The sequence below is a fragment of the Mobiluncus holmesii ATCC 35242 genome, assembly GCF_000185445.1.
Lineage (GTDB): Bacteria > Actinomycetota > Actinomycetes > Actinomycetales > Actinomycetaceae > Mobiluncus > Mobiluncus curtisii.
Window position 1 is genome coordinate 1,713,505 of sequence record NZ_GL622346.1, and the last position, 18,429, is coordinate 1,731,933.

At 58.0% G+C, this 18,429-nt stretch carries 16 protein-coding genes and 1 pseudogene; 12 read left to right on the forward strand and 5 right to left on the reverse strand.

Features of this window, described 5'->3' with window-relative positions:
* Window positions 1-5 precede the first annotated feature (5 nt).
* Window positions 6-1,268 carry an exodeoxyribonuclease VII large subunit gene (xseA, locus tag HMPREF0576_RS07360; protein WP_004007702.1) on the reverse strand — a complete coding sequence of 421 codons (1,263 nt, stop codon included), beginning with the start codon at window positions 1,266-1,268 and terminating at the stop codon, window positions 6-8.
* Between the two features lie 184 nt (window positions 1,269-1,452).
* Here xseA and ispH point away from each other — a divergent pair, with 184 nt between their 5' ends.
* Together ispH and ychF are read left to right on the forward strand one after the other, a co-directional pair.
* Window positions 1,453-2,463: a 4-hydroxy-3-methylbut-2-enyl diphosphate reductase gene (gene ispH / locus HMPREF0576_RS07365; RefSeq protein ID WP_004011338.1), complete on the forward strand. Its 1,011-nt coding sequence runs from the start codon at window positions 1,453-1,455 to the stop codon at window positions 2,461-2,463.
* Window positions 2,464-3,374: 911 nt separating this feature from the next.
* A pseudogene (gene ychF, locus HMPREF0576_RS07370) lies at window positions 3,375-4,459 on the forward strand (redox-regulated ATPase YchF).
* Window positions 4,460-4,502: 43 nt separating this feature from the next.
* Here the strand turns inward: ychF and hypD are convergent.
* Window positions 4,503-5,651: a hydrogenase formation protein HypD gene (gene hypD / locus HMPREF0576_RS07375; RefSeq protein WP_004007705.1), complete on the reverse strand. Its 1,149-nt coding sequence runs from the start codon at window positions 5,649-5,651 to the stop codon at window positions 4,503-4,505.
* 65 nt (window positions 5,652-5,716) lie between these two features.
* Window positions 5,717-5,986, reverse strand: a complete 270-nt coding sequence (locus HMPREF0576_RS07380) for a HypC/HybG/HupF family hydrogenase formation chaperone (RefSeq protein WP_004007706.1) — start codon at window positions 5,984-5,986, stop codon at window positions 5,717-5,719.
* Window positions 5,987-6,158: 172 nt separating this feature from the next.
* Between HMPREF0576_RS07380 and hypE the strand changes: the two genes are divergently transcribed.
* The gene (gene hypE / locus HMPREF0576_RS07385; RefSeq protein ID WP_115306605.1) at window positions 6,159-7,217 is read left to right on the forward strand and encodes a hydrogenase expression/formation protein HypE; all 1,059 of its coding nucleotides are present in this window, start codon (window positions 6,159-6,161) and stop codon (window positions 7,215-7,217) included.
* A gap of 68 nt (window positions 7,218-7,285) precedes the next feature.
* Here hypE and hypF read toward each other — a convergent pair whose 3' ends face one another.
* Window positions 7,286-9,610 carry a carbamoyltransferase HypF gene (gene hypF / locus HMPREF0576_RS07390; RefSeq protein ID WP_004011342.1) on the reverse strand — a complete coding sequence of 775 codons (2,325 nt, stop codon included), beginning with the start codon at window positions 9,608-9,610 and terminating at the stop codon, window positions 7,286-7,288.
* Between the two features lie 95 nt (window positions 9,611-9,705).
* Here hypF and HMPREF0576_RS07395 point away from each other — a divergent pair, with 95 nt between their 5' ends.
* The 6 genes from HMPREF0576_RS07395 (at window position 9,706) to HMPREF0576_RS07420 (ending at window position 15,906) form a co-directional block, all read left to right on the forward strand.
* The gene (locus HMPREF0576_RS07395) at window positions 9,706-10,056 is read left to right on the forward strand and encodes a hydrogenase maturation nickel metallochaperone HypA (RefSeq protein ID WP_004007709.1); all 351 of its coding nucleotides are present in this window, start codon (window positions 9,706-9,708) and stop codon (window positions 10,054-10,056) included.
* Between the two features lies 1 nt (window position 10,057).
* The gene (hypB, locus tag HMPREF0576_RS07400) at window positions 10,058-10,846 is read left to right on the forward strand and encodes a hydrogenase nickel incorporation protein HypB (RefSeq protein ID WP_036324361.1); all 789 of its coding nucleotides are present in this window, start codon (window positions 10,058-10,060) and stop codon (window positions 10,844-10,846) included.
* A gap of 126 nt (window positions 10,847-10,972) precedes the next feature.
* Window positions 10,973-12,184 carry a hydrogenase small subunit gene (locus tag HMPREF0576_RS07405; protein WP_004008755.1) on the forward strand — a complete coding sequence of 404 codons (1,212 nt, stop codon included), beginning with the start codon at window positions 10,973-10,975 and terminating at the stop codon, window positions 12,182-12,184.
* Complete coding sequence (locus HMPREF0576_RS07410) at window positions 12,184-13,926, forward strand: nickel-dependent hydrogenase large subunit (protein WP_004007712.1); 1,743 nt, start codon at window positions 12,184-12,186, stop codon at window positions 13,924-13,926. Before HMPREF0576_RS07405 ends, HMPREF0576_RS07410 begins: the two co-directional genes overlap by 1 nt.
* The gene (gene cybH, locus HMPREF0576_RS07415; RefSeq protein WP_004011344.1) at window positions 13,923-15,254 is read left to right on the forward strand and encodes a Ni/Fe-hydrogenase, b-type cytochrome subunit; all 1,332 of its coding nucleotides are present in this window, start codon (window positions 13,923-13,925) and stop codon (window positions 15,252-15,254) included. Before HMPREF0576_RS07410 ends, cybH begins: the two co-directional genes overlap by 4 nt.
* A gap of 10 nt (window positions 15,255-15,264) precedes the next feature.
* Window positions 15,265-15,906 (forward strand): hydrogenase maturation protease, encoded by a 642-nt coding sequence (locus HMPREF0576_RS07420; protein ID WP_004011345.1) that lies wholly within the window; start codon window positions 15,265-15,267, stop codon window positions 15,904-15,906.
* A gap of 23 nt (window positions 15,907-15,929) precedes the next feature.
* On the opposite strand, the gene HMPREF0576_RS07425 is transcribed toward HMPREF0576_RS07420, so the two are convergent.
* Entirely contained in the window at window positions 15,930-16,316 is a 387-nt protein-coding gene (locus HMPREF0576_RS07425; RefSeq protein ID WP_004011346.1) for a hydrogenase maturation nickel metallochaperone HypA/HybF, read from the reverse strand.
* Between the two features lie 23 nt (window positions 16,317-16,339).
* Between HMPREF0576_RS07425 and HMPREF0576_RS07430 the strand changes: the two genes are divergently transcribed.
* The 3 genes from HMPREF0576_RS07430 to HMPREF0576_RS07440 all read left to right on the forward strand — a co-directional run bounded on the left by HMPREF0576_RS07430 (window position 16,340) and on the right by HMPREF0576_RS07440 (window position 18,423).
* The gene (locus HMPREF0576_RS07430; RefSeq protein WP_004011347.1) at window positions 16,340-17,593 is read left to right on the forward strand and encodes a nickel-dependent hydrogenase large subunit; all 1,254 of its coding nucleotides are present in this window, start codon (window positions 16,340-16,342) and stop codon (window positions 17,591-17,593) included.
* A gap of 69 nt (window positions 17,594-17,662) precedes the next feature.
* Window positions 17,663-17,890, forward strand: a complete 228-nt coding sequence (locus HMPREF0576_RS07435) for a HypC/HybG/HupF family hydrogenase formation chaperone (RefSeq protein WP_004007717.1) — start codon at window positions 17,663-17,665, stop codon at window positions 17,888-17,890.
* A gap of 146 nt (window positions 17,891-18,036) precedes the next feature.
* The gene (locus tag HMPREF0576_RS07440) at window positions 18,037-18,423 is read left to right on the forward strand and encodes a hypothetical protein (RefSeq protein ID WP_004007718.1); all 387 of its coding nucleotides are present in this window, start codon (window positions 18,037-18,039) and stop codon (window positions 18,421-18,423) included.
* The last annotated feature ends 6 nt before the right edge of the window (window positions 18,424-18,429 follow it).

An 18,429-nucleotide genomic window follows, 5' to 3' on the forward strand; every position in this document is an offset into this window, starting at 1 on the left:
ATTCTTTACCTTTCATCTCTGTGCGGATTGGTGCCAAAAACCGTGGCGACCAAGGAGCCACGCGCCAACACCGCCTCCAGGAGGTCACCCTTCTGAACTGCACCAGCATCGGTCACGACGGTTTGATCGGGTTTACGCAACACGGCATAGCCGCGTTCCAAAGTGGCTTGAGGCGAGATAGCACGCAGGGTGGCGCGAGCCGCTGCCAAGTCACGTGCTTGATTAGCCAGGACCGCCGCCACTCGCGACCGCAGCATTTCCACGCCATGATTGATATCGCGGCGTCTTTCGTCCAACGCTGCTTGCGGATTTTGCATGACCGGTCGGGAGCGAATCGCGTCAAGTTCGCGTAACCCCAGCTCAATACGGCTGGAAATGAGTGCCGTCATCCGGGTGCGCGCACCGGTCAACCCCTCAATTTCAGCAGCCAAATCCGGGACAATCCGCTTTCCCGCATCGGTGGGGGTAGAAGCACGGAAGTCAGCTACAAAATCCAGCAGCGGGGTGTCTTCCTCATGTCCCACTGCGGAAACAATGGGGGTACGCGCGGCGTACGCCGCGCGTACCACGCGCTCGTCAGAGAATCCCAGCAGGTCCTCCAGCGCCCCGCCCCCGCGCGTCACGACAATTACGTCAACCTCGGCAAGGGCATCAAGCTCCGCGATAGCCGCGCTGACTTCCGCTGCGCAGCGTTCCCCCTGCACCGCAACCTCGCGAATCTCGAACTGTACCAGGGGCCAGCGTCGCGTCGCGTTTTCAATCACATCTGCCTGTGCCCGCGCCGCATGACCGCAGATAAGCCCTACCCGTCGCGGGAGGAACGGCAGGGACTGCTTGTGTTCCCGCGCAAAAATTCCCTCCGCAGCAAGCTTTTGTTTCAGCTGTTCCAGCTGTTCCAGGAAACCACCCAAACCCGCCGGGTGAATCTCGGACGCCATCAGGGACAGCGACCCGGTCTTGAGGTAAAAATCGGGCTTGACCCGCATGACCACGCGCGCCCCCGCACTCAACGCCGCTCCGGCGGCAGCCACCACCCCGCCAAATGCCTTGACCGGCATAGACATATCGGCTTCCAGATCCTTTACCACGAAAAAGGACATGCGGTTACCGGGGCGCTGGTTGTATTCGATGATTTGCGCTTCTATCCAGGTCGGATCGACCCGGTTAACGTAATTTCGCATGTTTTCGCTCAGGCGACTGAGCGGCCAGGGGTTTTCCCGAGTCGTCTCGCGCGCCAATCGCGCCGGTTCTGGTTTTGTCACTTCCATGACTCCATCATGGCACAGACCCCGGAGATGAAAATTTCCGAGTTTTGCCCTGGCACGCAAACCGCTAAACTCAAGGCAGCTGCGCACCCACCCGAAACGGTTTGCCACCCGAGACGCCGCGAGGGACACCTGGTGCGCCACGGAGAAAACCCTCCCAGGGACCCTAGTGCGAAAGTGAAGACAGATGGGGAAAGTTTTGCTGGCGTCGCCACGCGGCTACTGCGCCGGGGTCGATCGCGCCGTTACGGCGGTGCAACGCGCCCTCGAAGTTTATGGTCAACCCATCTACGTGCGCAAAGAAATCGTCCACAATAAATTTGTGGTGCGCACCCTAGCTGCTGCTGGCGCGATTTTTGTCAACGAATTATCTGAGGTTCCCTCCGGTTCGCGAGTAGTATTTTCCGCGCACGGCGTTGCTCCGAGCGTCTACGCCGAAGCTGAACAGCGCGGTCTGGAAGTTATCGATGCCACCTGTCCACTGGTCTCGAAGGTGCATCGAGAGGCGCGACGTTATGCCAACGAAGGCTACGACATTATTTTGATTGGTCACACCGGTCATGAGGAAGTGGAAGGAACCTCGGGAGTAGCCCCCGAGAAGATTCACGTGATTGACACTGATTGGATTGATACCTCGGAGTCTGCCACAACGGGCACAGAATCCGCCGACACCACCGCCACCGGCACACCCCCTGCGGATCCCCTGGCAGGTCTCAGCACCGACCCAGATGCCAAGCTAATCTGGCTGTCCCAAACGACTTTGTCGGTAGATCAGACGGCTGCCACCGTAGCGCGTCTCCAGCGGCGATTTCCCGGTTTAATTAGCCCGCCATCTGACGATATTTGCTTTGCCACCCAGAACCGACAGGGCGCAGTTAAAGCTATGGCGCAACAATGTGAAGTTGTCATAGTTGTCGGTTCGTCGAATTCTTCCAATTCGGTGCGACTGCGGGAAGTCGCCGTCCAGGCCGGAGCCGGAGCGGCATACCGGATTGAAGGCGTCCACGAGCTGAACCCCGACTGGTTTACCGGAGCTAGCACCATCGGGGTGACTTCGGGAGCTTCGGTACCGGAAGTCCTGGTGACCGAGGTGTTGGAATGGCTGGCACAACGTGGTTTCGATGAGGTGCAGATGGTGCAAACTACGCAGGAAACGACCTCGTTTGCCTTACCGAAGCCCCTGCGCAAGCAAAGCTAGGCTGGCACTGGCGGCGCCAGCATACCCGCGAGGTCTGGCGGCGTTCGGGGGGATGCCTGTCCGTCGCAGAAAGACTTGGAAGCTTTGCTTTCCGTGCCGCTTCCTGGACTTTGGCAATGCAAGCGAGCTTGCTCGCGTAAAACCGGCTTGTATTGCACGAATGACCGATTTCACGCCGATAAGTGCGGGCTCCACGCAACTAGAATCGCCATAACCTGCAGGTTTAGAAAACCGGGACTCAATGATGGTCTAGATTCTGGGTTGAAATCGGTCGTTAGTGCAACTATTCCGAAAAACCACAGAAGTTTTCACACCTAAACACGGCAGAAAATCCGGAGCATAGACACCGGATTTCAAGCTCGAGAAGTCAGAGACTACTCGCTGGGTTGTGAATATAGGGTGGGATTTGGGCAGTAGCTGCCATTATTGGCAGCTGCAGCCCTATTTTCCCCTTTAAACCACGCGCACCCCGATACCGAGGAAGGTTTCACGACTGAACAGCGCTGAAATCTGGTTATACACACAGGAATTCGAGCGAGCTGTGAGCGGAGTGTACCCCTGCGGGACGTGATAGTGTCCGCGGGAAGTTAGGCGGGCGGGGCGGGGAGCGTGGGGGGCGACTCAGCGAGATGCTGGGGGGTGAGCGTTTTGCGACAATAGTCGCGCAAAACGCGAGGGGGTACTCCCCCTTCCGACTCTCGCGAGCGCCCCCGAGCGACCACCCCGCAGATGTGAGCCGAGACAGGCGAGCGGGACGCAAGGAAACGCCCCCGAGCGAACGCCCCACAGAACGAAAACACGCAATAAAACCTATTTAAGTGCCAAATATGGCACACCGAGCCAAATTAATAGGATTAACGCCCGGGTTTAACCGGTTTAGGACCGGTCGGAAAACCCACTAAGATTGAAGCATGGCTTTAACTATCGGTATCGCGGGACTCCCCAATGTCGGCAAATCCACTATTTTTAATGCCCTCACCAGGGCGAACGTCCTAGCAGCGAATTACCCGTTCGCCACTATTGATCCCAACGTCGGGGTGGTGCCGCTCCCCGACCCACGGTTGCAAGTCCTGTCTGACATGTTCCAGTCGGAAAAAATTGTGCCTGCCACCGTGTCTTTCGTGGACATCGCCGGTATCGTCAAGGGCGCTTCTCAGGGTGAAGGCTTGGGTAACAAGTTCCTGGCGAACATCCGCGAAGCAGACGCGATTTGCCAGGTCACTCGCGCTTTTACCGATCCTGACGTGGTTCACGTGGAGGGAAAAATTGACCCCGCCTCCGACATTGAAACCATTTCTACCGAGCTAATTCTGGCCGACTTGCAGACTCTCGAGAACACGATTCCTCGCCTGCGCAAAGAAGTCAGCGGCAAAAAACCCCGAAAGAAGTGCTGGCGGAGGCGGAAAAATGTGAGGAATACCTCAACGCCGGCACGGTTCTCTCCAAGGAAATCGCAGTGGGAAACCTGGACCGAGATATCGTCAAGACTTTCCAACTGATGACCTCGAAGCCTTTCATTTACGTGTTCAACATGGACGCAGCCGGTCTGGCAGACAAAGCAAAACAAGCGGAACTCGCTGCCCTGGTTTCTCCTGCCGAAGCCATTTTCCTCGACGGCGCTTTCGAAGCGGAACTGGTAGAACTCGATGCCGAGGACGCACAAGAGATGCTGGCAGACGCCGGGATTAAGGAATCCGGTCTGGACAAATTGGCGCGCGTTGGCTTTAACACGCTGGGGCTGCAAACGTTCCTGACCGCTGGAGAAAAAGAATCCCGCGCTTGGACCATTCATCAGGGCGACACCGCCCCGCAGGCTGCCGGCGTGATTCACACCGACTTTGAACGTGGCTTCATCAAGGCTGATGTCATTTCATACGACGAGTTGGTGGAAATCGGCGACATTCATAAGGCTCGCGAATTGGGCAAAGTCCGCCAGGAGGGCAAGGACTACGTGATGCAAGACGGCGACGTGGTCGAGTTCAAGTTCAACGTCTAGCCCCGGCGCGAGCTTAGCACTCTCGAGCCTAGTCCCCGCTAGCTTAATCCTCGATAACGATGGCGTGGGCAGTCTCCCGGTCAATGCGACCGAAGTTATAGAACGCGGCACAGGCTCCTTCGGGGGAAACCATGCAGGTCCCGATGGGTTTTTCCGGCGAGCAGGCAGTGCCGAATACTTTGCATTCCCACGGTTTAATCCGTCCGGTCAACACGGAACCGCATTCACAAGCCGGTGGATCGGGAATCCGCTTGCCGGGAACATCAAATAACCGCTCGGCGTCCCAGGCGGCAAATTCCTCAGAAATCCCCATACCGGAATACGGCATCCACCCCAAGCCACGCCACTCGAACGTGTCGCGGGTCGCAAACACGCGATTCAGCAATCGCAATGCCGCGGGATTACCACCATCACGCACGACCCGTGAATACTGGTTTTCCACCCGGGCCTCGCCGCGCGCTATTGCCCCACTCGTGTACTGGTCGATGAGCATCGCCACGGCCTGCAATATATCCAGCGGCTCGAAACCGGTCACGACCACGGGTTTGTTGAATTCCTCGGGCAGGAATTTGAATGCGTCGGCTCCCACTACGGTACCGACGTGACCCGGTCCGATAAACCCGTCTATCCGCGTCTCATCGGCGCCCACAATGGCACGCAGGGGTGGCTCGATTTTGACGTGGTTAGAAAACACCGAAAAGTTCCGCACCTGCTGTTTCTGTGCTGCCACCAGGGTCACAGCGGTGGAAGGCGCGGTAGTTTCAAACCCGATAGCAAAGAAAACGACCTGTTTATCCGGGTTTTCTTTGGCAATCTTGAGGGAATCCAACGGGGAATACACGAACCGCACATCGCAACCGCGAGCGCGCGCCTGCAACAGCGACTCTTGTGAACCCGGAACCCGCATCATGTCCCCAAAAGTAGTCAAAATCACGTCCGGCTGATTCGCCAGCCACAGCGCATCATCCACCCGCCCCATCGGAATAACGCACACCGGGCAGCCAGGACCGTGAATAAACTGAACGTTCTCCGGCAGCAAATGCTCCAAACCGTGCCGGTAAATCGTGTGGGTGTGACCTCCGCAAATCTCCATAAACGCCAGTGGTCGTTCAAAATGGGCGGCCTCGGCATTGATGCGCTGCACCAGTTTCCGGGCAAACTCGGGGTCGCGAAATTCGTCAACGTACTTCATTTCGTGATTGCTCTTTCCTAGACAGATTCCTCGACAAACTTCCGCGCTAACGCCAGAAGGGTGCCCTAATCCGCTGAAGTGGTCTTAAACTGTTCCAGTTCGCTCTCGAACTGACCGAGTTTCTTAATTTGATCCAGGGTGGTGGCAGCTTCCGCAGCATCAATCTTGGACATGGCGAAACCAACATGCACCAGCACCCAATCGCCAATCTTGACGTCCTCATCCATCAGCAAATCTGTGGAAATCATTCGTTCCACCCCAGACAGGGACACTTTCGCCCGTCCGCTTTCTGCCTCGTCAAAAGCCACAATCTCGGCAGGCACTCCCAAACACATCGGCTGCTCCCTTCCCCTCTACCTTTCCAGGTTACTTACATTGTCCCACTCCGTCCAAAAGATGAAAAATACGTGTCGTTTGTGCAATTATCAATGTGTGGATCCAAAGAACCGCCTAAACACAGATGAAGTACAAGTGAACTCAAATATCGCGCGGGTACGCCGCCGCGGCATGAGACTAAAAGACGACTATGTGACGCTTTCCCACGGGGCAGGAGGTAAGGCGTCAGCCGCCCTGGTCGAACAGGTTTTCGTTTCTGGTTACGGCAACGAGGTGCTCGACGAAATGACCGATGCGGGGGTGCTTCCCTTGACGGAGCTGCTCGCAGGTCTGACCGGAGAGGACACCAGCACGGTGGGCGGCAAACTCGCGATGTCCACCGATTCCTATGTGGTCAATCCGCTGGTTTTTCCCGGTGGCTCTATCGGCGAGCTGGCAGTGAATGGGACGGTCAATGACCTGGCGGTCAGCGGGGCTATCCCGAAAGTCATCAGCGCTGGTTTCATCCTGGAAGAAGGTCTGCCTATCGCGGATTTACGCCGCGAAGTCCAAGCTATGCACGACGCAGCCGAGGCGGCAGGAGTGCAGATTATCACCGGTGACACCAAGGTCGTCCCGAAAGGCAGCGGCGACAAGCTGTTCATCAACACTGCCGGAGTCGGTATCGTGCCTGCGGGTCGGGAACTGGGTGCCAGCAAAGTGCAGCGCGGGGATCGCGTCATTGTGTCCGGCGCGATTGCTGACCACGGCATGTCGGTCATGATGGCGCGGGGTGACCTGGCAATTCAAGCCCCTATTGAATCTGACACTAGGGCGGTCAATCACCTGGTCGAAGCCCTGATTGGGGCGGTCCCGGAGACTCGCTGGATGCGTGACGCGACCCGCGGAGGCTTGGGAACGGTGTTGAATGAGCTGGCGATGGCAACCGGCTGGGGCATCGCCATTGAGGACGAAGCCGTGCCGGTACACGAGATGACTCGCGGAGCGTGCGACATGTTGGGGATTGACCCGATTTATGTCGCTAACGAGGGCATGTTTGTAGCGGTGGTTCCGGCTGACCAGGTGGATACAGCTGTGGCAGCGCTGCGGAAACTGCCCGGTGGTGGGGAAGCAGCAAATATCGGTCGGGTCGTGTCTAAACCGGAGTCTTCAGTGGTGATGGTGACTGCGTTCTCCGGCACCCGCATGATTGACATGTTGGTCGGCGACCCGCTGCCACGTATCTGTTGAGTAAAAACCCCGCGTAAATCCCCAGATATTCACCCAGAGTGTATTTATAGAGTGGAAATAGGGCATCCTCAGCACGCTCCGAGCACTGCTGCCCACACTTGTCCCAGGCTCAAGCCCCCATCGTTGGGCGGCACGTTCTGGTGGGTCAGCACCCGGTATCCGCCCTCTTCCAAGAAACTCACAAAGTGCCTGGTGAACATCCGGTTGAGGGCAACCCCGCCGGTCAACCCCACGGTTTTGGTGTCTGCCTGTTCCGCGACTTGGCAGGCCTGTTCTCCCAGCAGCTGCGCCAAACCCACATGGAACGCCCAAGCACGCTCGCCGACGGGTCGGTCAACCTCGCCCAATTTCTCCACAAGCTCCTGATAGCTGCCGACCTGTGGCAGACTTGCCTCCGGGTGGGCGTTTGCCCAGCTGGTAGCCACGTGTTCCAGTTCCATCGCGGCCTGGGCCTCATAGGTCACCTCGGTGCGAATCCCTAAAATCGCCGCGGCCGCATCAAACAGCCGTCCGCAACTGGTGGTCGCACTCACCCCGAAACCGCTTACCAGCTGGCTTTTCACCAGTTCCAGTTCGGTCGATTTGCCTGGCTGCGACCCGATTTCAGCGCTGATTTTCTCTGTAATCCAGTCCATGCCCCAATCGTGGGCAATCCCCAATGCGACCCGCCAGGGATAGCGCACCGCGCGGTCGCCACCGACCAGGCTGAAAGTCGGCACGTGCGCACTGCGCTGCCACTGTGCTCCGCGAATATCCAAGACTTCCCCGCCCCAAATAGTGCCGTCTGTCCCGTAGCCGGTACCGTCCACCGACACCACCACTGCCGGATCGAGACAGGAATGCTCTGCCAGCAAGGAATAGGCGTGGGCGACGTGGTGCTGCACCTGTGTCAGTTCAATGTCATGAGAGGCAGCAAAACGTTCCGCCCAGCTGACCGTGGAATAGTTTGGGTGCAGGTCACACACGACTTTTTCGGGGCGTTGCCGCTGGAAGTTCAGCAGTTGCGTCACTGCCCGGTCAAATGCTTCCTGACTGGCGAGCGTGCCCATATCCCCGATATGCCCCGAAATATGCGCCCAGCTCCCGTGTGCCAGGCAGAACGTGTTTTTCAGTTCTCCACCCACTGCCAAAATCGGCACGGTGGCTGGCTGCGACAGCGCGACCGGTAGTGGCGCATATCCCCGAGAACGCCGTGAAGGAATGGTGACCTGTGCGTTTGCCAGGAATACGGAGTCCTCCATGGGCAGGTGAATGTCGCGGTCATGGAACACAAACGCATCGACAATTCCCGCCAGCCGCTCGGCAGCGTCCTGGTTCGTGAAGCACAAGGGTTCACCTGCCAGGTTTCCCGAAGTCGCCACCAGCGCCATCTGGGCGCATTCCCCGCTCAACAACTCCAGGTGCAGTGGCGCGTAAGGCAGCAAAATTCCCACGTCCCCCAGACCGGGAGCGATCGCGGGAGCCAGGTCATATTCCTGCCCGAACGGGGCAATCACAATGGGTCGGGCGGCAGTCTGCAACGTCCGCAGCTGGTCTGCGTCAAGCCGCGCCAGCCGGGCGGCGGTCGCTGCATCCGCCACCATGACGGCAAACGGCTTGTCCCCCCGATCTTTGCGTTTCCGCAGTCGTGCGACTGCGGCTTCATTGCGGGCGTCACACATGAGGTGGAAACCGCCGATGCCCTTCACTGCCAGGATTTGTCCGGCTCGTAACCGCTGCCGGGCTTCGTCCAGAGCCGCAGCAATCAACGGCCGGCGGTCCCCTTCTGGGGGCCACAAGTCCGGTGCGTCTGCCGGGCTGACCCACAGCACTGGTCCGCAGTCGTAGCAGCTGACGGGCTGGGCATGATAGCGCCGGTTGGTCGGATTGGTGTATTCCTGGTGGCAAGCGGGACACATCGGAAACTTCACCATGGTGGTGGTGTCCCGGTCATAAGGGAGGTCCACCATGATGGTGGCTCGTGGTCCACAGTTCGTGCAGGTGGTGAAGGGGTAGCGGTAGCGTCGGTTCGTCGGGTCTGCCATCTCGGCTTGGCAATCGGGACAGGTGGCAGTGTCTGGGGGAATCAGAGTGCGGGCGCCAGGGCGACGGCGGGAAGGCACAATGCGAAACTCAGTTTCACCCTTCTGTTCGGGCAGGTCTGTGGACGAGCTGTGCAGCACACTAGCCAGCGGAGGCAGGGTCGCCAGCATGGTTTCCATGAAGCCGTCCACCGCCTCACGCGCGCCTTGGGCTTCGATAAACACTGACTCATCGTCGTTTCCGACAAAACCGGTGATGGGGTACTGGGCAGCCACTTTGGCGACGTGCGGACGGAAACCGACTCCCTGCACCACCCCCCGCAGTTCGTAAGCTCGGCGCATTTCTAACCTCCTGGCCACAATGTCACGCATTTCTAAGCCTAGTAGCTCTGACGCCCCGCGGCAGAAAACGGTAGGGTGGAATGCGCCGCGAGGAACCCATACTTAGTGATTAGCGAGGAGACACGATGCACGAAGTCGCCCTGTCCCAACAGCTGGCTCGGGTGGTAGCGCGCGGGGCGGCGGGACGCGAAGTACTGTCTGTCCAGGTAGAGGTCGGGCATCTGCGTCAGGTTGTGCCCGAAGCGCTGCGTTTTGCCTGGAGTGCGGTCCGGAAAAATACCCTCCAAGGTCCCGCCGAACTGCACATCACCGAGATCCCAGCAGTCATCGTTTGTCAGGAGTGCCACGCACAGACACAGCTGGGAGAGTATCTGGATTTCCGTTGCGGGCAGTGTTCTTCACGCGAGGTCGAGACAATCAGTGGAGAAGAGTTTAGAGTGGTATCGATAGATGTCACGCCAGAGAGGAATCATTAGCATGGGACGTTTTCATCGCCACGATGACGGCACAGTACACGAGCATGACCACGGGGATCACTCCCACCATCACGACCACGGCGACTACGTGGCAGATCCGGAAGTCATCGGGGATCACTCGGGATACGAAACTGAACGTGAACGCATCGAAATCCTGGAAGACATTTATGCGGAAAATGACCACTTAGCCCAGCACAACCGGGAATCTTTCGCTGCGCACGGGGTGAAGGTCGTGAATCTCATGAGTTCACCAGGGTCGGGCAAAACGACTTTGCTGGAGCGTACTTTGGCGCAGCTGCAGGGCAAACTGCGGGTCGGGATTATTGAAGGCGATATTGAGACCCCGTTGGATGCCGAGCGCTTAGGTGGCTACGGTGCCCAAATTTCCCTGTTGAATACCGGTCATGGTTTCGGTGGGGAATGCCACCTGGATGCCCCGATGGTGCATCATGCCCTGGACGACTTGAATCTCAGCCAGCTGGATTTGGTCATCATCGAAAACGTAGGCAACTTGGTGTGCCCGGCTGAATTTGATGTCGGCGAAACTGCCAAGGCTATGTTGTTCTCGATTACCGAGGGCGAGGACAAACCGTTGAAGTACCCGGTCATGTTCCGTTCGGTGAAAATCGTGGTGGTGAACAAGATGGATTTGGCTCCCTACCTGAACTTTGACATGGACAAGTTCCGTGGCTACCTGGAACAGGTCAATCCGGGTGTGCAAGTCGTCGAGCTCTCTGCCCAAACCGGCGATGGCGTCGAGGCTTGGATTGACTGGCTGAAAGAACTTTGAATAAGTCATCTGAGCTTTGCGAAAAGGCATGGCACTTTTTGCCCGGTTTTTAGGCTCAACTGCGAAAACCCGGTAGAATGAGAGTATGGACGTTGTTGTCCAATTCGATACTACTGGGGGGCGCATATGACTTATGAGATTAAACCTTGGCGAGCGGGGACACTCGCAGAGAACCTTGCCAGTGCTGGCGTGAGCCGACGTGACTTCGTCAAGTTCTGTGCCGGTTTGGCAGCTATCTTTGCAGTAGGGACTCCCGAGCTGGCTCATGCCTCTGCAGCGCGGACTGCCGGTGAAGAACTGGCTGACAAGCTGGGAGCCATCACGAAGCCTAATGTGGTCTGGCTCCAGCTGCAGGAATGTACCGGATGCATGGAATCTACGCTCCGCTCCGGTGGTACCACAGTGGAAGAAGTCGTCCTGAATCTGCTGTCCGTCAACTACAACGAACTGGTGATGGCAGCCTCTGGGGAAGCCGCTGAAAAAGCCTTGGATGACACGAACGCCAAGGAACACATCCTGGTCGTCAACGGTTCTATTCCGCTCAAGGACGGTGGTATCTATTGCACCATCGGCGGTAAGACCACCGAACAGATACTGCGGGAATCCGCAGAGAACGCCACCATGATTCTGGCAGTCGGAGCTTGCGCGGTCTTTGGCTCAGTGCAGGCTGCCAAGCCCAATCCCACCGGTGCGGTTGGGGTGGATGAAATCATCAAGGACAAACCGGTCATCAACGTGTCCGGCTGTCCTCCGATTGGCGAGGTCATCACGGCATCCTTGGCGTACATCTTGACCCACGGCAAAGCTCCCGAACTCGACTCCGAGGGTCGTCCGCTCTTTGCCTACGGTCAGCGCATCCATGACTCGTGCCCGCGCCGTCCACACTTCGACGCCGGTCAATACGTGCGCAGCTTCGACGATGCCGGAGCCCGCGAAGGCTGGTGTCTCTACGATGTGGGCTGTAAGGGACCTTCTACCTTTAGCCCCTGCCCCATTTTCCAGTGGAACCTCAAGGCAGGTTGGCCTATCGGCGCCGGTCACCCCTGTATCGGCTGTACGGAACGGGATTTCTTTGACCGTTTCACGCCTTTCTACGAGAAACTACCTCAGGTTCCTGGTTTCGGAATCGAAATCACTGCCGAAAAGGTTGGTCTGGGTCTGACCGGTCTCGTCGCTGCCGGAGTGGCTGCCCACGCTGGCGTGACCGCCACTCGTGCCGCCGCTGACCGCAAGGCCACCCGAAACTCTCCCATGGCAGCTTTTGGTGACACTGCTGCGGAACCCACCGACGCAGCGCCGACCGAGGAAACTACCGAACAGAACAGCGAGGATAAGTAATGGCAGAGAAAGTTGTTATTGACCCGTTCACGCGTATAGAGGGTCACCTGCGCATTGAGATGGAAACCGAAGGGAAGCAGATTAAGAAAGCCTGGAGTGTCAGCACACAGTTCCGCGGCATCGAAACCATCGTCCAAAATCGTGATCCTCGTGATGTGTGGGCATTCGTTCAGCGGATTTGCGGGGTGTGCACCTCGGTACACGCCATTGCTTCGATTTCTGCGGTAGAGGATGCGATTGGCTCCAACCCACCGGAAAACGCGCGGTTGATTCGCTCCTTGGTCCTCGGTTCCCAAGAAATCCAAGATCACGTGATTCACTTTTATCACCTGCACGCTCTGGATTTTGTCAACGTGGTGAACGCCGCCAAAGCGGACCCTCAAAAGACTCTGGAGTTCGCTCATTCCATCGGGTCGAAGTGGCGCGGCAACAACCTGAAGCGTTTCACGGAAGTTCGAGACACGGTTAAACAGATTCTCGAGTCCGGTCAGTTGTCGATTTTCACCGGTGGTTACTGGGATCACCCGGACTACCGGCTGCCCCCCGAAGCCGACTTAATGTGCGTGGCGCACTACTTGGACGCTTTGGAGTTCCAGCGTTCCATGATTCGGATTTGCACGGTGTTTGGTGGCAAGAACCCCCACCCGAACTTCCTGGTCGGCGGCATGGCTTGTTCTATCGACCCGAACTCGTCAGAGTCCATCAACCAGGTACAGATGGATCAAATCAAGACCTGGATTGACGAAATCATCGAGTTTGTCAATGACTGCTACTATCCCGACGTTTTGGCAATAGCCGGGGTCTACAAAGATTACTTCGATATTGGCGCGACCCACCCGAACTACCTGGCGGTAGGTTTGGCAGGGTCTATTTTCTCCGGTGATCCCAACAAGTCCCGCATTTCCTCTGCACACACGGCAATTAAGCCGGGGGTCATTCTGGGCGGAGATATAACCAAGGTTCATCCTTTCGACCCGCACAAGATTGAGGAGTACATCAGCTCCGCCTGGTACGAGTATTCGGTCGGGGACGATAAACCCCTGACCCCGGACAAGGGTGAAACCACCGTCAAGTACACCGGACCCCAACCGCCTTTTGAATGGCTGGGCGACAACGATAAGTACACCTGGTCAAAAGCGCCCCGCTATGACGGCAAACCGATGCAGGTCGGTCCGATAGCGCGGATGATATTGGCGTATGCGCAGGGCTACGAGCCGGTCAAACAGATACTTGACCAGGCTATGGCAACATTGGGGATCACTCCGGCACAGCTCAACTCCACGATGGGGCGGACTTTTGCCCGCGCCGCCGAGGCTACTGTTTCTGCCCAGCTAATGTTGGATGACTACAACCAGCTGGTCGACAACATCAAAGGCGGTCAGATTGACGTCTTTGATGCTAGCAAGTGGGAACCGTCCAGTTGGCCGGCAGAATGCCAAGGTTACGGGTTCGTCGAGGTTTCCCGCGGTAACTTGTCCCACTGGGTCTCTATTAAGAACAGCAAGGTCGAGCGGTACCAGGCGGTCGTACCGACCACGTGGCTGGCCGGGGGACGTGACGCCAACGGCGTGACCGGTCCTTATGAAGAATCCTTAATGGGTACCGGCACACACCCCCTGTTGAATCCGAAAGAGCCGCTGGAACCGATGCGCACCATTCACTCTTACGATCCGTGCATGTCCTGCGGGGTTCACATCCTCGATCCAGACGGTAATCTGGTTGGCGAGGCGATGACCTCATGAAAACTAAAAATACTCCCTCCCCGGACACCCCTAAAGACGGCGCGACCTCCGAAAAGACCTCGAAAAATCCGGCTTCCGCCACGGCTGTGCCGGAAAATCATCTCGAGTTCTTTGCTGAGGGTGCTCACCGGAAGGACGGTATCGAAGTCGGCGGCGGTTTCAGCTGTTCTGACCTGTCGATGCGCCGCCTCTTGGCAATGGCTGCGGTATCCCCTGAGGGCAGCACCGATCCGGTAGATGTCGCCCTCAAGGAATCTCTGCGCTATCGCTTCCGCCACGGCGCGCCGAACGTCGATATTCCTGAAAAGGATTTCGACCCCCCGTGCGATCGCCGCTATTCCCTGGCGCGTATCTCTGACATGAAACGTACCAAGACGGGCGAATCCAAACAGACCGTGATTGTGCGCGGCGATTTGGAATCTGTCATGAACGTGGCGCAGCCCAAACGCGCCCAGCGCACCCTGCTGCGTAAGAACGCCCAGATGGCAGGCTCGCGGGGCTACCGCTGCTTGGGAGTCGCCACCGCTACCGTGGATGAAAACGGTGAGCTAACTCCATTCCAGATGGAAGGTTTCGTCAACGTCCGCCCGGTCGGCACCGGATTGCAGGATGGCGACCTGACTCCCACCACGGAAGACTGGGTGCGTTTGAGTGTTTGGTCCGCAAGCCTACGTTTCCTGCACTGGCTGAACGTACTGCTGATTGTGTTGCTGTCCATCACCGGGTACTACATCATGGATCCGTTCTTTGGTGACACGTTCTTCCGTGGCATCGAAATCGGCTACCTGATGGGGATTATGCGGTTTATTCACTTCACCGCGGCTTTCACCTGGATGGCGATAGGCGCAGTTCGCGTCTTTATTGCTTTCGTATCCAAGGATCGCTACCTGCGCTGGGAAACATTCTGGCCGTTAAAGAAAAAGCAAGACTGGAAACACTTGTACGAAACTTTAGGGTTCTACCTGTTCCTACGCAAAGAAGGTCCGCTGTACGTGGCACACAACCCGCTGCAGCAGCTGACTTACACGTCTATTTATGTGCTGGGAGCGTTCCAGATGGTAATCGGTCTGGCGCTTTACGCCCTGCCGCACCGCAATGAGAACCTGTTCTGGCAATTAATGGCTCTCCCGAATGACTGGTTTGGCATTCAACAAATGCGGTTGATTCACGCCGCCATTATGTTCATATTCTGGGCGTTCGTGATTGCGCATATCTATCTGGCCTTCCGGGCAGACTCCCTGGAGCGTCACGGTGGTATCTCTGCCATGATTTCTGGTGGTGTGTGGATGCGCCGCACCTCCAAACCGGTTGATGCCCCCGAGCTTTAGAAAGGTTTAGATGGCTCACGATGCGAACCCTGCCGGGGGGACGGCGGCGGACACTCTTTCCGCTGGGGTCTTTGATTCACCAGACGTCCCTGGCAGGCTCGATGGACAGGTCCCGCTGCCGGATGTTTCTGCCGTAGACGCTACCTGCTGGGCAGGGGCGCGTTTCACCGTCCTGGCGGTGGGGAATCCAATCATGGGTGACGACGGTATCGGGCTGCAAATCTTAGCTGGCTTGCAGCAGCTCGTGCCGAGCCGTCCCGCTTGGCAGGCTGCGCAAAAGGGCGGTGAGTTAGCTCTGCTGGAGGGTGGCACTGGTGGCATGGAGCTGGTGCCGGTGGTACAGGAATCTGAGCATCTGTTGATTCTGGATTCGGTGACTTCGGGCAACGGACGCACTCCCGGTCAAGCCCTGCACCTGAGTGGGGATCACGTCCCGCGCCTACTTTCCATGAAAATATCGCCTCACCAGGTCGGTTTGCTCGATATTTTGACTTCGGCTCGCTTAACCGGCAAGGAACCTCGTATCCTCGAAGTCGTCGGGGTGGTCGCCGAAAACGTGAACTTGCACCTGGGTCTGACCCCGAGTGCCCAGAGTGGTATTCCCCGCGCAGTCGAACTCGCGGCGGAAGTCCTCGATTCCTGGCTCAGTTGAAAGCCCAGCGCTGACTAGGCGCACTAAGATTTCGCAGCGCTACTCGGGTTCTCGGACGCGGTATCCCACTGCACCCAGGCGATTTTGAACTCACGCCCGTGCGTCAGGTTCCCGGTGGGCATTCCACATTCCGGGCAGGTGAGAGCAAAGAACTCATCAATGGGGACGTCCCGCGCGCACCGTGGACAGTACACGCTGGCGGGAATCATAGTGACTTCCAGTTCGGCTTGGGCACAGATGCTGCCCTGTCGGGCGATGGGCCAGGAACCGTAGAGAGCCTCTGGAATTGCCTCCGACATGGTGCCCACATCGAGCGCAACTTTTTCAACTCGAGTAACCTGGGAATCAGCCTGTGCAGCCGCTTTTTCGACCGCTGCCACCACCGAAGTTAACAGCCCAAGTTCATGCATGAACCAATTGTCTCAGGAGAATCATGAAAATCAATCTTGATGAAATCATCGACCCGATGGAGGGACGCATCGTCGTCACTCACGATTCTTCCGGGCATCCCCACGCCCGTTTTGACCTGCAGGGCTTGCCCCGAGTGGACGGCATGTTGGTGGGCAAAACCGCGCTCGAAGCCTTGAAAATGACCGAGCATCTGTGCGGGATTTGCCCGGTAGCGCATCACTTGGCAGGAACCAGGGCGCTGGATGCGTTGAGCGGTCTGACTCCGCTTACGTCTGCCGCGCAGCTCATCCGTCGGCTGCTGCATTACGGTTCTATCGTCGAAGCTCACTCGCTACGGTTCTTAATGCAAGACCGTGACGCCGGGGTGGCGCTGAAACGGATTTCGAAAAAGATGCTGGTCGCAGCGGGCTCGCCAGGTCATTTTCCGGCGACGGCAGTACCCGGCGGGGTCAGCATGTGGCCCGCTACCCCGACCTTGTGCGACCTCTCCGCAGACCTCGCCACCACACGGGACGCTGCCGCAGCCCTGTGCGATGCTGCTTTAGCATCCTCCCCCGAAGCGGCTGGAGCCGGCGACTTTACCGGAGCGGACGTGGCGCTCATTGATGACAACGGCGCCCCCGACGTGTTTGGCACCAGGGTCAGAGTCGCACGGAACACCAGCGCAGTGGACGAGTTCGAGTTTTCCCAGTGGAATGACCGGATTACGGAGGAAATCCCCGGTTCGCCCGCCCCGCGGCCGTACTTGCGCGTTGAGGGTCCCGAGAACGGGCGCTACCGGGTCGGTCCGGTCGCCCAGCTCTCCGTCGGGACTTTATCCACCCCGCGGGCGGCGACGGCACAAGCGCGGTGGCTGGCTGGCGGTCGGGGGGCTGCCGGGGCGCGTGCCATCATCACTTTGCATGTTTTGGAACGAACCGAAGCCCTGACCCAGCAGCTGACTCAGCTCGTGGAGGGGGCTGACCGTGGCGAACTCGTGGATCCCGCAACCGTGCGGTTCACTGCCGGCAGTGGGACCGGGCTGGTGGACGGACCGCGGGGCATCCTTGCTCACACCTATGCCCTCGGGGCTGACGGGACAATCGCGCAGGCACGCATCCTCACTCCCACTGCCCAAAACGAACCTTGGCTGGCACAACTGCTGACCCAGGCTAGTGCCCTGGACCAGGCACAACAGGCTGACGCTTGGGAACAATCCATTCGTGAAGCGGACCCCTGCCTGCCCATCAGTTCCGCGCCTGCCGGTCAGATGGGACTGAAAGTCGAAAACGTCTAAAATGGGACTGGGGAGTGTCGCGGCGAGAGAATCTCGTCTCATGATTTCCCCCGTGGAAAGGATGCCGTCATGTGCGTAGGAGTGCCCTGCAAGATTTTGTCGATTGCCCCCGGTGTCATGCCGATGGGACGTATCGATGTGGCTGGTCACGTGCAAGACGCCTGCATGGCGTACGTTCCCGAAGCGCAGGTGGGCGATTATGTCTTGATTCAAAATGGGTTCGCGATGAACCTGTTGACGCCCGAGGAAGCTCAGGATTCCCTGGACACGTGGCGGGAACTGGGCATGATTTCCTAGCATTTGCCCGCGGACGGGCGCTGGGTGCGGAATGTAGCGGGTTCGACGATTTTCACACCGCCGCACGAAACGGTCCCTTTTCTCAAGTAAGGCGCACCTGTGTAAAATAAATGCTAGGTTTTATCCCCCTAAAGTAAGGATTCATAATGGCATGTTTTCTGGTCCCCACCGCTGAAGCTGTAGTGGTGACGGCAGTAAAGAAGCACCTCGCCCACAAAGCACAAACTGGTGAAGCCTCGGAGAAGTCCGCGCGCACCCTGGTCTTGGTTCGGAAACTGAACTGGCTGACCAACCTGCTGTGGGGCGGGGCTGTTCTGTTGATGTTTGAACACTTTTGGCATGGCGAAGTCGTGCCGTATTTCCCGTTCCTGACGGCAGCTGCCGACCCTGCTGACGCGCAGCAAATGCTTCTGGAAATGGGCACTGTCGGAGTTGGTATGGCAGTGCTGGTGACATTGGTTTGGGCAGTCGGGCTCGCGGTCATTCGCGCTACCGAACGTCGCTCTGTCACTGATACTAACCCGAAAGCGTAAGGAGCC